The 13362-nt window shown below is 62.1% G+C and carries 11 protein-coding genes and 1 riboswitch; of the genes, 2 read left to right on the top strand and 9 right to left on the bottom strand.

Translation table 11 applies throughout. The features are described from left to right. Positions 1 to 28: 28 nt before the first annotated feature. The 6 genes from uca to HBO23_RS28320 form a co-directional block, all read right to left on the bottom strand. Positions 29 to 3667, bottom strand: coding sequence for an urea carboxylase (uca, locus tag HBO23_RS28345; protein WP_170040582.1), 3639 nt, complete (start codon positions 3665 to 3667; stop codon positions 29 to 31). A 241-nt stretch (positions 3668 to 3908) separates the two neighbouring features. Continuing rightward, the gene (locus HBO23_RS28340) at positions 3909 to 4538 is read right to left on the bottom strand and encodes an urea amidolyase associated protein UAAP2 (protein WP_170040581.1); all 630 of its coding nucleotides are present in this window, start codon (positions 4536 to 4538) and stop codon (positions 3909 to 3911) included. Between the two features lie 9 nt (positions 4539 to 4547). Next, positions 4548 to 5273 carry an urea amidolyase associated protein UAAP1 gene (locus HBO23_RS28335; protein WP_138453786.1) on the bottom strand — a complete coding sequence of 242 codons (726 nt, stop codon included), beginning with the start codon at positions 5271 to 5273 and terminating at the stop codon, positions 4548 to 4550. Continuing rightward, on the bottom strand, positions 5270 to 6034 hold the full coding sequence (locus HBO23_RS28330) for an ABC transporter ATP-binding protein (RefSeq protein ID WP_170040580.1): 765 nt from the start codon (positions 6032 to 6034) through the stop codon (positions 5270 to 5272). The genes HBO23_RS28335 and HBO23_RS28330 overlap by 4 nt, the downstream gene beginning before the upstream one ends. Next, positions 6031 to 6846 (bottom strand): ABC transporter permease, encoded by an 816-nt coding sequence (locus HBO23_RS28325; protein WP_017137311.1) that lies wholly within the window; start codon positions 6844 to 6846, stop codon positions 6031 to 6033. The genes HBO23_RS28330 and HBO23_RS28325 overlap by 4 nt, the downstream gene beginning before the upstream one ends. Positions 6847 to 6858: 12 nt before the next feature. Next, the gene (locus HBO23_RS28320) at positions 6859 to 7926 is read right to left on the bottom strand and encodes a putative urea ABC transporter substrate-binding protein (protein ID WP_017137312.1); all 1068 of its coding nucleotides are present in this window, start codon (positions 7924 to 7926) and stop codon (positions 6859 to 6861) included. Between the two features lie 60 nt (positions 7927 to 7986). Then, a riboswitch (guanidine-I (ykkC/yxkD leader) is annotated at positions 7987 to 8090 on the bottom strand. 313 nt (positions 8091 to 8403) lie between these two features. Between HBO23_RS28320 and HBO23_RS28315 the strand changes: the two genes are divergently transcribed. Next, complete coding sequence (locus tag HBO23_RS28315) at positions 8404 to 8754, top strand: hypothetical protein (RefSeq protein ID WP_170040579.1); 351 nt, start codon at positions 8404 to 8406, stop codon at positions 8752 to 8754. Here the strand turns inward: HBO23_RS28315 and HBO23_RS28310 are convergent. Next, complete coding sequence (locus HBO23_RS28310; protein WP_170040578.1) at positions 8751 to 9863, bottom strand: enoyl-CoA hydratase/isomerase family protein; 1113 nt, start codon at positions 9861 to 9863, stop codon at positions 8751 to 8753. The two genes, HBO23_RS28315 and HBO23_RS28310, sit on opposite strands and share 4 nt — an antisense overlap. Positions 9864 to 9998: 135 nt before the next feature. On the opposite strand from HBO23_RS28310, the gene ung reads away from it, so the two are divergent. Further along, complete coding sequence (gene ung / locus HBO23_RS28305) at positions 9999 to 10691, top strand: uracil-DNA glycosylase (RefSeq protein WP_169985500.1); 693 nt, start codon at positions 9999 to 10001, stop codon at positions 10689 to 10691. Positions 10692 to 10817: 126 nt separating this feature from the next. On the opposite strand, the gene HBO23_RS28300 is transcribed toward ung, so the two are convergent. Together HBO23_RS28300 and HBO23_RS28295 are read right to left on the bottom strand one after the other, a co-directional pair. Continuing rightward, the gene (locus tag HBO23_RS28300; RefSeq protein WP_170040577.1) at positions 10818 to 11855 is read right to left on the bottom strand and encodes an AbrB family transcriptional regulator; all 1038 of its coding nucleotides are present in this window, start codon (positions 11853 to 11855) and stop codon (positions 10818 to 10820) included. Then, the gene (locus HBO23_RS28295) at positions 11848 to 13362 is read right to left on the bottom strand and encodes a tripartite tricarboxylate transporter permease (protein ID WP_017137318.1); all 1515 of its coding nucleotides are present in this window, start codon (positions 13360 to 13362) and stop codon (positions 11848 to 11850) included. Before HBO23_RS28295 ends, HBO23_RS28300 begins: the two co-directional genes overlap by 8 nt.

Below are 13362 nucleotides of genomic sequence, written 5' to 3'. Positions count from 1 at the left end.
GGCTTGTCCGCCTGTAGAAATAGAAGAGTCAGTCACGTTCGAGCACCACCACCCGTTGCCCGGCGCCGATGCCGCTGCCGGGTTGCACGGGGATCTCGCGCACGGTGCCGGCGAACGGCGCCACTACCGGGATTTCCATTTTCATTGACTCCAGAATCACCAGCACATCGCCAGCCGACACGCGCTCGCCGTTAGCCACCTGGACTTGCCAGAGGTTGCCGGCGATCGGGCTGTCGACACTGATTTGGTTGGCCTGCAACGGCGTGTCTGCACCTTGTGGTGCCGCGAGTTCTTCACTGTCGAAATGCGCCTGGCCACTGGCAATCCAGCGTTCACGCTCGGCATTGAAGGCGTGCTGCTGATGCTCACGAAACGCGCCAATGCTTGCGGCTTCGCGCGCGAGGAAATCCTGATACTCCGCGAGGTTCAACTGGCTGTGCTCGATGCTCAATTCAAAGCGCCCCAGCGGAAAGTCGCGCCGGATCTGCACCAGCTCATCAGCCGTCACCGGGTAAAAACGGATCTGGTCAAAGAACCGCAATAACCACGGCTTGCCATCAAACGCCGAGACCTCCCGGTAGCGGTTCCACATCTGCAAGGTGCGGCCCACAAACTGATAACCGCCTGGGCCTTCCATGCCGTACACGCACAAATAAGCGCCGCCAATGCCCACCGAATTCTCGGCGGTCCAGGTGCGCGCCGGGTTGTATTTGGTGGTCACCAGACGGTGACGCGGGTCCAGCGGTGTGGCCACCGGGGCACCGAGGTAAACGTCACCCAGGCCCATTACCAGGTAGCTGGCATCGAACACGGTGTGGCGCACTTCATCGAGGTTGGCGAGGTCGTTGATGCGACGGATGAACTCCAGGTTGCTCGGGCACCACGGCGCGTCCTTGCGCACGGTGGTCATGTATTTTTCGATCGCCAGCTGGCACGCCGGGTCGTCCCACGACAGCGGCAAGTGCACGATGCGCGAGGGCACTTGCAGGTTGGGGGTGGCGCACACAGCGGCCCATTGCGTGGTGATCAACGCCAGTAAACCGGCCAGCGGCAGTTGTTCGGGCTGGTAGTGGATTTGCAGGGAACGGATGCCTGGGGTCAGGTCGATGACACCTGGCAGGGCGAGAGTTTCCAGGGCTTGCATGAGTGCATGAGCACGAAAGCGCAGCACCAGGTCCAGCTCGGGGGCGCCGATTTCCAGCAGCAGGTGAGTGTCGCCGGCGAGGCGGGCGACGAGGCGGGTGTCGCTTTCACCCAACTCCAGCACCACAGGCGATCCGATCGTAAGTGGGCCACGGTCGATGTGGGAGCCGGGCTTGCCCGCGATGGCATCAATGTGGTCTGCCTGAGGTACCGAGTTGTCTGGATCGCAGGCAAGCCAGCTCCCACATTGATCCCATTTCAGGGCGAGGTCGCGGGCGGTTTTGAGGTTCACCGGTTCGAACCGAAGCTTGTCACCCGCCTTGAGTTGCCCCAACTGCCAAAGGTCCGCCTCGATCACTGTCACCGGGCACACAAACCCACCCAGGCTTGGCCCATCCGGCCCCAGGATCACCGGCATGTCCCCGGTGAAATCCACCGCGCCGATGGCATAGGGGTTGTCATGGATATTCGACGGATGCAGCCCCGCTTCGCCACCGTCCGTGCGCGCCCATAAAGGTTTTGGCCCGATCAGTCGCATGCCGGTGCGGCTGGAGTTGAAGTGCACTTCCCATTGGGTGGCGAAGAAGGTGTCGATGTATTCAGGCTTGAAGTATTCCGGCGCGCCGTGCGGGCCATAAATCACCCGCAGCGTGCGCACCGCAGGCAGGGGTTCAGCGATCAATTGCTGGCCGGCGTCGGCGTCTGTCAGTGGCAGCAAATGCAACACATCGCCAGCCCGTAAAGCGCGCCCGGCGTGCCCGCCGAACTGGCCGAGGGTGAAGGTGCTTTTGCTGCCCAGGTAATCTGGCACTTGCAACCCGCCGCGCAGGCACAGATAGCTGCGCGCACCGACACCTATGATGCTGCCAAGGCTCAACACCGCGCCTGCTTCAATCCGCAACGCGGTGTTCATCGGCACTGGTTGGTCATTCAGCAACAGCGTGATGGCTGCGCCGGTAACAGCGACGACCGCCGTGCAATTAAAGCGCAACAGCGGCCCATTCATGGTGATTTCCAGCGCCGCCGCGCCGTCGTCATTGCCCAGCAGGCGATTGCCCAGGCGCAGTGCGCGGCTGTCCATCGGCCCGGAGGGCGGCACACCGACGGCCCAGTAGCCGAGGCGGCCGGGGTAGTCCTGCACACTGGTTTGGGTGCCGGCGCTGAGCACTTCGAAGGTGCTGGCGCTGTAGACCAGGCCTTCCAGGCAACGCGTCCACGGGCGGCCGCTGGCAAACGGCGTGGCCAGCAGGATTTGGCGCAGGTAGTCGCGGTTGGTTTCCACGCCGTAGAGCTGGCTGTCGCTCAATGCCTGATGCAGACTCAGACGCGCCTGTTCGCGGGTCGGCGCCCACGTGATGAGCTTGGCGATCATTGGGTCGAAGTAGGGCGGGATTTCGCAACCGGCTTGCACCCAGGTGTCGATCCGCAAACCTTCACCCGTCGGGAAATCCACACGGGTTAACAGGCCTGGGCTCGGCTGGAAATCCTTGCCTGGATCTTCCGCATACAGCCGCGCCTGAATCGCGTGGCCCTGAGGGTGCAGCTTCAATTCTCTCAACGCAGGTAGTTCACCCGCCGCCAATTGCACCATCCAGCGAACCAGGTCGACGCCCCAGACTTGTTCGGTGACGCCGTGTTCTACCTGCAGGCGCGTGTTCACTTCGAGGAAGTAGAAGCGGCCGTCAGCGCTGTCAAAGATGAACTCCACGGTGCCGGCGCTGCGGTAATTGACCGCCCTGGCCAGGGTGATGGCCGCCGTGCACAAGGCTTCGGCCATGCCGTCGGGCAGGTTCGGCGCGGGTGTTTCTTCGAGGACTTTCTGGTTGCGCCGTTGCACGGAACAGTCGCGCACGCCAAGGGCGATGACGTCGCCCAAACCGTCGCCGAACACCTGCACTTCCAGGTGGCGGGCGTGCTCGATGTATTTCTCGATAAACACACCGGCATCGCTGAAGTTGTTTTGCCCCAGGCGTTTGACCGCTTCAAAGGACTCACTCAGCTCTGTCGCATTGCGGCACACACGCATGCCGATGCCACCGCCGCCTGCGGTGCTTTTGAGCATGACTGGATAGCTCACGGTTTCGGCCGCCAGCAACGCTGTATCGAGGCTGTCGAGCAGCTCGGTGCCTTCCAATAATGGAATTTGATGGTGTTTGGCCAAGGCCCGCGCGGTGTGCTTGAGGCCGAATACGCGCAGCTGTTCGGGTGTCGGACCGACGAAGGCTATCCCCGCATTTTCGCAGGCTTGGGCAAAGGCGGCGTTCTCTGAGAGAAAACCGTAGCCAGGATGAATCGCCTTGGCACCACAGGCCTTGGCGGTGGCGAGGATTTTTTCCACTGCCAGGTAGGTGGCCGCCGCCGCGCCTTCGCCGAGGCTGTAGGCCTCGTCGGCTTGCTGGATATGCAGGCTGGCTGCGTCGGCTTCGGCGTAGACGGCGATGCCTTTGACCTGCAGCTCGCGCAAGGTGCGCAGGATGCGGCAGGCGATGGCGCCACGGTTGGCGATCAAGAGTTTTTCGAACATGGCAAAACCCTGCGGGCCGTCCCGCAAAGTGAGGGAGCACTGCGGTCGTCCGCAGTGCCTGTGGTCAGTGTGGGAGCCGGGCTTGCCCGCGATGGCGGTAGGGCAGTCAGCTTATCGGTTGGCTGATGGACCGCTATCGCAGGCAAGCCAGCTCCCACAGTTGATCGCTAGTGTTTTCGGATGCATTGCCCGGCTCGGGACTGGCACAGGGCGAATAACCACTTACGCAGGCGTTTTATTTTCAGTTCCATACCAGTAACTCCGCAGGGGTCGGGTTGTAGCCGTTGCATGGGTTGTTCAGTTGCGGGCAGTTGGAGATCAGCACGATCACGTCCATCTGCGCACGCAGGTCGACGTACTTGCCGGGCGCGGAAATGCCGTCTTCAAAGGTCAGCCCGCCGTCGGCGGTGACCGGCACATTCATGAAGAAATTGATGTTCGGCCCGATGTCACCTTTACCCAGCCGGCCGTCGTGGGCGCAGGCGCGCAGGTAGTTGTCGCGGCAGCTGTGCATGTAGCGTTTTTCCAGAGCGTAGCGCACGGTGTTGCTCTCTTGGGCACAGGCACCGCCGAGGGTGTCGTGGCGCCCACAGGTGTCATCGACGATGGTCAGCATCGGCTGGCCAAGGTTGGAATACAGCACGCTGCCGGTGCTCAGGTACACGCGGTTTTGCCGGCGTAATGTGCGCTGTACGTCGTAGCGTTCCTTGGGGTTTTTGCGGCTGTAGAACAGCGTGTCGACAGCCTGGTTGCCCTCCATGTCTAGGATGCGCAGGGTCTGCCCGGCCTTGACCTCCATCAGCCAGGGCTCGCCAGCAGGAATGGTGGCGCGGTACACGGCTGCCTCGGGTTGTTTCAGTGCGATAGACATGGCAGTTCCTCAGGCGAACAGGCGGTCGGTGTTGATAAAGCCGCGCTCGTTTTCCGGGCGCGAAGTACGGCAGTGTTCGGCGACGCTGGAATCGGCGTTCATCCAGCTGAGTTTCAGCGGTTGCGGCGCGTAGTTCGGGTTGGGGTCCATCGGGTGTTGCAGCGCGGTCAGCACCACCAGTGTGTCCATCGGCGCGTAGAGTTCGATGTAGTCGCCGGCTTTGGAATTGCCCGGTACAAAGTGCAGGCCGCCGCCTTCGTCAACGCTGACCCGGCTGAACAGGTTGAGGGTCATCAACAGGTCGCTAAGCCCCAACCCCCACTTGCCCAATTCCACCAACAGGTTGTCGGTGCCGTTGCGAAAGAAGCCGTTGCGCAGCTCCTGATAACGGCCCTGGCCGTACTTCTCGGCCACTTCGGCGGCGCACAGCACGCCGCCGATGCTGTCACTCCAGCCGCAGGTGTCGGCGGTGATGGCGGCCAGCACGCGGCCCATGTCCGAGTACAGGCAATGGCCGCGGGTGAGCTTGGCGGTGTGTTGGCATTTGAGGCTGTCGGGCAGGTTCAGACGCTCGGTTTTTTCATTGGCATTGAGCAGGGTCAGGCTGACGTTGGCGCCACCGCGAATATCCGTGAGGCGCAGCAGTTGGCCGCGCTTGAGCACAAAGGAGCGGTGGCCGCCGCCGGGCAGCATTTCTTCGGCGAAGGGTGGGAACAGTTGAATGGAATCGGTCATTTGCAAGTCGCTCCAAGTTCGGCGGCCAGCGCTTTACGGCGCTCGCTGTTCAAAGGGATGTCGTAGGTGATGCGCGCGCCATAGGCGCCGGGGGCGTGGGGGTCGACACGAACTTTGTCGAACACCAGCAAGCGCGTGCCGAGGCTGAAACCTTCGCTGAGGTCGTGGGTGACCATGAACACCGTCAGCCGGGTTTCGCGCCATAGCGCCAGCAACAGCTGATGCATGTCTTTGCGAATGCCCGGGTCGAGGGCGCCGAAGGGTTCGTCCAGCAGCAACACGCGGGGTTTCATGATCAGGGCTTGGGCGATGGCCAGGCGTTGCTGCATGCCGCCGGAGAGCTGCGCCGGGTATTTGTCCAGTGCGTGGCCGAGGCCGACTTTTTGCAGCAGGGCGGCGGCCTGTTCCCGTGCTTCTTGTTTGGCTTTGCCGAACAGCCGTCCCAGCAGCGGCGAGCGCGGTAGCTCAAGGCCAAGCGCAACGTTGTCCAGCACCGTCAAATGCGGGAACACCGAGTAACGCTGGAACACCACGCCACGGCTGGCATCCGGTTCGCCGGCAAGTGGTTGGCCGTCCAGCAGGATCTGGCCTTTGCTCGCGGTTTCCTGGCCCAGCAACAAGCGCAGGAAGGTCGATTTGCCGCAGCCGGACGTGCCGACCAGGGTGCAAAACTCACCCTCATCGACATGCAGGTTGAGCCCTTCCAGCACCACCTGTTCGCCATAGCGCTGCCACACATTGTTGACGCTGATAAAACTCATGGCCGCGCTCCTTCGTACCAGGGGAACGCACGCCGTGTGAGGGTTTTGAGGCCCCAGTCCATCAGCCAGGCGAGCAGGGTGATCCACACCACGTAGGGCAAGATCACGTCCATCGCCAGGTAGCGGCGCACCAGGAAGATCCGGTAGCCGAGGCCGTCGGTGGAGGCGATGGCTTCGGCGGCGATCAGGAACAACCACGCCGAGCCGAGCATCAGCCGCAGCGAGATCAGCAGACGTGGCAGCAGTTGCGGTAGCACCACACGCAGCATCAGGGTCCAGGTGGAGGCGCCGAGGGTCTGTGCCTTGACCAGCAACTCGACGGGTATTTCCCGGGCGCGCTGTTCCAGGTCGCGCGCCAGGCACGGTGTTACACCGATGACGATCAGCATGACTTTGGACAACTCTCCCAGCCCAAACACGATGAACAGAATCGGCAGGATCGCCAGTGGCGGCACCATTGACAGCACCGTGAGCAGTGGCGACAACGGCGCGCCAAACAACGGCAGTGTGCCGGCGGCGATGCCCAGGCACAGGCCGGCGAGGGCGCTGATGCCCAAGCCGATCGCCAGGCGGCGCAGGCTGGAGGCGCTGTCTTGCCACAGCACATATTCACCGGTGCGCGTATCGGCGCTGAACGCCAGGCGTTTCACCGCGTCGCCCATTTGCGCGGCGCTGGGCAGCAGTTTGTCGTTGGGGTTATCCGCCAGGCGCTCGGCCGAGCCTACAAAGTAGGCGAACAGCAGCAGGGCGAACGGCAGCAGCACCAACAGCAGGCGGCTGGAGCGTTCCGGGTGACGGTTGATCAGGCGCATGGCCGGGTCCTCTTACAGCGTGCCGTCGGCGGCCATCTGCACGTAGCTGGGGTCGAAATGCAGCTTGAGGTTGGCGGTGTCGCCGCTGGTGATGCCATTGGCGAAGCTCATGCCCACGGCGCTGGCGTCCCTGGCCCCTTCGCCGAGCAGGCCGTGTTCAAACGAGAACTCGGCGACCTTGCGCAGGGTGGCGGGCAGTTGCGCGCTGGTGGCGAACGCCAGCGCTTCCTTGGGCGTGGCGAACAGCTTGGTGGTGTCCAGTTGCGCCTGGAAACCCTTGAGGTCGGTGCCGGAGGCCTTGGCCATATGTTCAAGCGCCGCGGTGCTGGCAGCGTTTTTGGCGTTCATCAGCGCGACCACTTCAAACCAGGCGCCGGTCAGCGCTTTGCCCAGGGCCGGGTTGTCTTTGAGGGTTTGGGTGTTGACCACCATCATGTCCATGATTTCGCCGGGCACTTTGCTGGAGTCGAACACTTGGGTGACGCCCGGTTTAGCCTTGATCTCGGAGAGCATCGGGTTCCAGGTGGTCACGGCTTGCACCTGGTCGGTGTTGAAGGCCGCGGCGATGTCGGCGTCGGAGGTGTTGACGACTTTGAGGTCTTTTTCGGTGAGATCAGCGGATTCCAGGGCGCGGGCGAGCAGGTAGTGAGACACCGAGAGTTCCACCAGGTTGACGTTCATGCCCTTGAGGTCGGCCACGGTCTTGCCGGTGCCCTTGATCACCACGCCATCATTGCCGTTGGAAAAGTCGCTGACCACCAGCGCGGTGCTGTCCACACCACCGGCGGCGGGAATGGTCAGGGCGTCCATGTTGGTCATGGTGCAGCCGTCGAACTGGCCAGCGGTGTATTGGTTGATGGACTCGACATAGTCATTGAGCTGCACCATGTCGATCTTGATGCCGTACTTCTTGGCCCACTTGTCGAGGATGCCTTGGCTGCCGGCGTATTCCCACGGCATCCAGCCGGCATAGATAGTCCAGCACACACTGAAGTGGTCTTTGGTCGCGGCTTGGGTTTGAAAGCTCAGCACGGCGGCGAAGGCGGCGGCGAGCAGGGCGGGTAAACGGATTGTGGGCATGGGGCTTCTCCAGTTGAACATGGGCGAGCAGGAGCAACGCGGCACCGTGAACGGTGGCTTGTCTCCCGGGCTTTTATCCCGCCGTGTAACCTCAACTGGAGGTCGCCAACTCTCGGACCAGCCACTCGCTTTTCAAGCGAGCCGGAACCCTAGTCGGCCATTGCAAATTGTGGTGCCGCGAACCTGTGATGAATCCTGCACAGGCTTGCTAAAGCGAGAGTCGTGCCAAGTGGTGGGTGGGCCTCTAGGGCGCGGGGTTGCAGCGAGGTGGTGGTTGGCTGGTGCGCTGACGTGCGTTGTGCTGGTGCGCCGTCGCACTGCAATGAGGCGTTCAGTTCGTCCGAAACAGGTATTTCAAACTGTGTCAAAAACGCACCAGATTCGGTTTTTGATGTCAGATATTTCGTCATTCATTGAAAGACGAATGCCGCCCTTCAGCGTCGCTGAAGGTGCTCCCCAGCGGTCCAGGAGGCCGCCATGTATCGACGACTGCTGCTTAGCGCTTTATTTGGCCTGACCCTCTCCGCGTGTGTGCCCTATTACGACGGTGGCGCCACTTACTACCGCTCCGAGGTCTACACCGCACCGGCGCCCGCTTATTACTACGGCGGCCCTGCTTACTACCAATACGGACGCAGCTATTACGCGCCGCCGCCGCGCTATTATTCGGCGCCGCGTTATTACCAGCCGGCGCCGCGCTACTACCCACGGCCCGGTTACCGGCCGTATCCGAACCAGGGTTGGGGCGGTGGTAACCGTTGGGGCAATGGTGGTGGGCATACCCAGGGCGGCAACCGAGGCGGTGGGCATGGTGGGGGGCACCGTTAGATGTCGGATAAATCCGCCAGCGGGTGCCGTCCTTCCCAAGCCTTGTGAAAGTGCGCTTCGACCACGGCGTCGGGAATGGTATTGATATCCGGCCAGTGCCAATGGGGCGTCTGGTCCTTGTCGATCAAGCGCGCCCGCACGCCTTCGGCAAACTCCGGGTAACGGCAGCAATTGAGGCTCAGTGTGTATTCCATCTGGAACACCTCGGCCAACGACAGGTGCCGCGCCCGCTGGATCTGCTCCCACACCAGGTGCGCGGTCAGCGGGCAGCCTTCACTCAGGTTTTTGCCGGCGCGGCTGAACAGCGGGTCGGCGTGCTCACGTAACGGGCTCAAGGCGCGCCAGGCACAGCGCACATCAGCCACATCCAGCCATTCGTCGATCTGCGCACGGCGCGGCAGCCATTGCGCTTCGGGTTGCTGGTCGACGGCTTCCTGGGCGAGCGCCTTGAGCAGGCTGTTGAGCTGCATCGCGGTTTGTTCCTGCCAGTTCAATTGCAGCAGGCCATCTATCAACGCTTCCTGCTGGTCATCGCGCAGGAAACGGTCGGCCAGGCCCAGGTCCAACGCATCGCGGCCGTTGATATGGGCGCCGGTGAGGCCAAGGAATAACCCCAGCTTGCCCGGTAACCGCGACAGGAACCAACTGGCCCCCACATCCGGGTACAAGCCGATGCTGATCTCGGGCATGGCCAGGCGGCTGCTCGGCGTGACGATACGCACCGAAGCGCTCTGCAGCAGGCCCATACCACCGCCGAGCACATAACCGTGCCCCCAGCAGATCAGCGGTTTGGGGTAGGTGTGCAGGCGGTAGTCGAGGCGGTATTCAGCGGCGAAGAACTGCGCGGCCAGGGCGGGCACTTCGCCGGGGAGTTCACGGCAGGCCTGGGCCAGGCTGCGGACTTCGCCACCGGCGCAAAAGGCTTTGGGGCCATTGCCGCACAGCAGTACACACACGATATTCGGGTCTTTGGCCCAGGCCTCCAGGCGTTCGTCCAAGGCCAGGATCATGGGCAGGGACAGCGCGTTGAGGGATTTTTCCGCGTCCAGGCTGGCGATGCCGAGGCGGGCACCGTCGCTGCCGGTCAGCTCTTCGAAGTGCAGGTTCATCGTGACCTCAATCGAGAAAGTGAAGGTTCAGTATGAACGCTTCAAAGGAAAGTGCCGATGATGTGTCAGATCAATTGACAAGCGGGGTCGGCTTTCCTAGGGTTCGCCCATTCTTTTTTACACGATGAACACACCATGACCGAAGGCGACCGCATCAAACTCGAACCCAGCTGGAAACACGCCCTGCGGGATGAGTTCGACAAGCCCTACATGGCCGAACTACGCGAGTTCCTGCGCCAGGAACATGCCGCCGGCAAAGAGATCTACCCGCCTGGCCCGCTGATCTTCAATGCGCTCAACTCCACGCCGTTGGACAAGGTCAAGGTGGTGATCCTCGGCCAGGACCCATACCACGGCCCCGGCCAGGCCCATGGCCTGTGCTTCTCGGTACAACCGGGCGTGCCAACGCCGCCGTCGCTGGTCAATATCTACAAAGAACTCAAGCGCGACCTGAACATCGACATTCCCAACCACGGCTGCCTGCAAAGCTGGGCCGAACAGGGCGTGCTGATGCTCAACACCACCATGACCGTGGAGCGCGCGAATGCCAATGCCCACGCGGGCAAGGGCTGGCAGTTCTTTACCGATCGTGTGATCGAAGTGGTCAGCGAGCACCAGCCGCACCTGGTGTTCCTGTTGTGGGGCGCCCATGCGCAAGGCAAGCAAAAGCTGGTGGATGCGACCAAGCACCTGGTGCTGACCTCGGTGCACCCGTCGCCGCTGTCGGCGTATCGCGGGTTTTTGGGGTGTGGGCACTTCGGTCGTACCAACAAGTTTCTTGAGCAGAATGGCGAGACGCCGATTGAGTGGCGGTTGCCGCCACTCTAAAGGTTAGTCACAACCTAATGTGGGAGCTGGCTTGCCTGCGATGACGGTCTGTCAGCCGATACATTTATTGACTGAACCACCGCTATCGCAGGCAAGCCAGCTCCCACATTGGAATTTTTTGAAGGCTTAGATTTTTTCCGGCTGACGATTCCAGTGCCTGAACAACGGCTCAGCCAAAAACAGCACAAACAACAAGCGCATTACCTGCATTGCCGTTACCAAAGGCACCGACAGCTGCAAAGTCTCTGCCGTGAGGCTCATTTCGGCAATGCCGCCCGGCATCATGCCCAGGGTGAGTGAGCGCAAATCCAGCTGCGTCAGCGCGCTCAAGCCCACCGCCGCCAACGTCGCAAGCGCCATGGTCAAGGCGGTGCCGATCAAGGTACGGCCCATGAACGACGGCGCACGACGGAAGAACTGACGGTTGAAGTGGCAGCCCAGGCCGCTGCCGATCAGCCACTGGCCGATCTGGCTGCCGCCGTCCGGCAGGCCGTAATGCAAGTCCCAGACAACACTGGCAGTCGCGCTGACTAACAGTGGCCCGAACAACCACGGGTTTGGCTGACGTAAACGCTGCCAGCCCCAGGCCACCAGCGCGCCCAGCGGGAACAGCAGCGCCAGCCAACCCCAACTCACTGGCGCCGGGTGAAACTGCGGCGTGCCGCCTTCGAGCAAGTACTTGAAGATCGCCGGCACACACAGCACCACCACCAGCACACGCAAACTTTGCCCCGCTGCGACACGGCTGAGCACTGCGCCATTACGGGCGCCGAGGTTGACCATTTCACCGGAACCGCCCGGCATGCTGGAGAAAAACGCGGTGGCGCGGTCTTCGCCGCTGCGGCGCATCAACCACACGCCGACCACGCTCGACAGGCTGGTGATCAGCGCACCGAAGAAAATCAGCCCGAAGTGGCTCATTACCTGTTCGATCACCACCGGTGTGAAGTGCAGCCCGATGCCGATGCCTACCACCCATTGGCCACATTTGCGCCCGCCGGGAATCTCCGCCAACTGCCACGGCGTGAGGCAACGCACCAGGATAATCGCCAGCAACGAGCCGACCATATAGGGCAAAGGCCAGCCGACGAGGCTGGCCAGGTAACCGCCGGCCAGGCCGACCAGCGGTGTTGCCCACCATTGATTAAAGGTGACCTCAGACATCGGCCAGGGCGCGACGCTGTTGGGCACGTTTACGCCAGATACGCAGCAGCGGCACGAACAACATGATCGCCGTCAGCACCCACACGCCAAAGGTGATCGGGCTGGACCAGAGGATTTCCAGCGCACCGTTGGAGATCGACAGCGCGCGGCGCAGGTTCTGCTCCATCAGGCCACCGAGGATAAAGCCCAGCAGTACCGGCGACAGCGGGAAGTCCAGCTTGCGCAGGATGTAACCGAAGATGCCGATGCCGACCATCAGGAACAGGTCGAAGGTGGTGGCGTGAACCGCGTACACACCGATGGCGGTGATGATGGCGATTACCGGCACCAGCGCCCAGTTCGGTACGGCGAGGATGCGTGTGAAGATGCGGATCATCGGGATGTTAAGGATCACCAGCATGATGTTAGCTACAAACAACGAAGCGATCAGGCCCCAGACGATGTCCGGCTGTTGTTGGAACAGCAGCGGGCCGGGGGTGATGTTGTACAGCGACAGGGCGCCGATCATCACTGCGGTGGTGCCAGAACCTGGCACGCCGAGAGTCAACATGGGGACCAGAGCGCCACAAGCGGCCGCGCCGATCGCAGTTTCCGGTGCAGCCAGACCGCGTTTGTCACCTTTACCGAATTCGCCCGAGGCGCCGGCGATGCGCTTCTCGGTCATGTAGGCCACGGCACTGGCCAAAGTCGCGCCGGCACCCGGCAAGACACCCATGATAAAGCCGAGCACGCCGCAACGAATGTTCACGACAAACACTGATGCGGCTTCCTTGACATTGAACATCATGCGCCCAGTGGCTTTCACGGCTTCCTGGCCACGGTGGGTTTTTTCCAGCAGCAACAGGATTTCGCTGATGGAGAACAGGCCCAGTACCAACACCACAAACTGGATGCCGTCGGTGAGGTGGATGTTGTCGCCGGTAAAACGGTACACGCCGCTGTTGGCATCGATGCCCACGGCCGAGAGGAACAGGCCGATCAGCGCTGCAACAAACGTCTTCAGCGGTTTGTCACCGGCCATGCCGCCCAGGCAGACAATCGCGAACACCATCAGTACGAAATATTCCGCCGGGCCGAAGGCAATCGCCCATTTGGCCAGCAGCGGCGCAAACAGCACCATGCCGCAGGTGGCGATAAACGCGCCGATGAACGAACTCCATGCCGACAGCGACAACGCCACACCGGCCAGGCCTTTGCGGGCCATCGGGTAGCCGTCGAGGGTGGTCATTACGGTAGAAGCTTCGCCCGGGATGTTGAGCAGGATCGAGCTGATACGGCCGCCGTATTCGCAGCCCAGGTACACAGCCGCGAGCAGGATCAGCGCCGATTCCGGCGGCAGGCCCAACGCGAACGCGATGGGGATCAACAAGGCCACGCCATTGATCGGGCCCAGGCCTGGCAACAGGCCGACCACGGTGCCGATCAAGGTGCCACACAGCGCGGTCACCAGATTGTAAGGGGTCAGTGCAACGCCGAAGCCCTGGCCCAAATAGCTGAACGTATCCAT

It is taken from the genome of Pseudomonas sp. WS 5532, from assembly GCF_012985445.1.
Taxonomy (GTDB): Bacteria; Pseudomonadota; Gammaproteobacteria; order Pseudomonadales; family Pseudomonadaceae; genus Aquipseudomonas; species Aquipseudomonas edaphica.
The sequence above is the reverse complement of the archived record's forward strand: the minus strand, read 5'-3'. Positions and strand labels throughout refer to the sequence as shown.

Coding starts and splice junctions, on each gene's coding strand:
- HBO23_RS28330 (WP_170040580.1), bottom strand. CDS start 6,034: ATGAGTTTTATCAGCGTCAACAATGTGTGGCAGCGCTATGGCGAACAG.
- HBO23_RS28300 (WP_170040577.1), bottom strand. CDS start 11,855: ATGTCTGAGGTCACCTTTAATCAATGGTGGGCAACACCGCTGGTCGGC.
- uca (WP_170040582.1), bottom strand. CDS start 3,667: ATGTTCGAAAAACTCTTGATCGCCAACCGTGGCGCCATCGCCTGCCGC.
- HBO23_RS28295 (WP_017137318.1), bottom strand. CDS start 13,362: ATGGATACGTTCAGCTATTTGGGCCAGGGCTTCGGCGTTGCACTGACC.
- HBO23_RS28310 (WP_170040578.1), bottom strand. CDS start 9,863: ATGAACCTGCACTTCGAAGAGCTGACCGGCAGCGACGGTGCCCGCCTC.
- ung (WP_169985500.1), top strand. CDS start 9,999: ATGACCGAAGGCGACCGCATCAAACTCGAACCCAGCTGGAAACACGCC.
- HBO23_RS28315 (WP_170040579.1), top strand. CDS start 8,404: ATGTATCGACGACTGCTGCTTAGCGCTTTATTTGGCCTGACCCTCTCC.
- HBO23_RS28340 (WP_170040581.1), bottom strand. CDS start 4,538: ATGTCTATCGCACTGAAACAACCCGAGGCAGCCGTGTACCGCGCCACC.
- HBO23_RS28320 (WP_017137312.1), bottom strand. CDS start 7,926: ATGCCCACAATCCGTTTACCCGCCCTGCTCGCCGCCGCCTTCGCCGCC.
- HBO23_RS28325 (WP_017137311.1), bottom strand. CDS start 6,846: ATGCGCCTGATCAACCGTCACCCGGAACGCTCCAGCCGCCTGCTGTTG.
- HBO23_RS28335 (WP_138453786.1), bottom strand. CDS start 5,273: ATGACCGATTCCATTCAACTGTTCCCACCCTTCGCCGAAGAAATGCTG.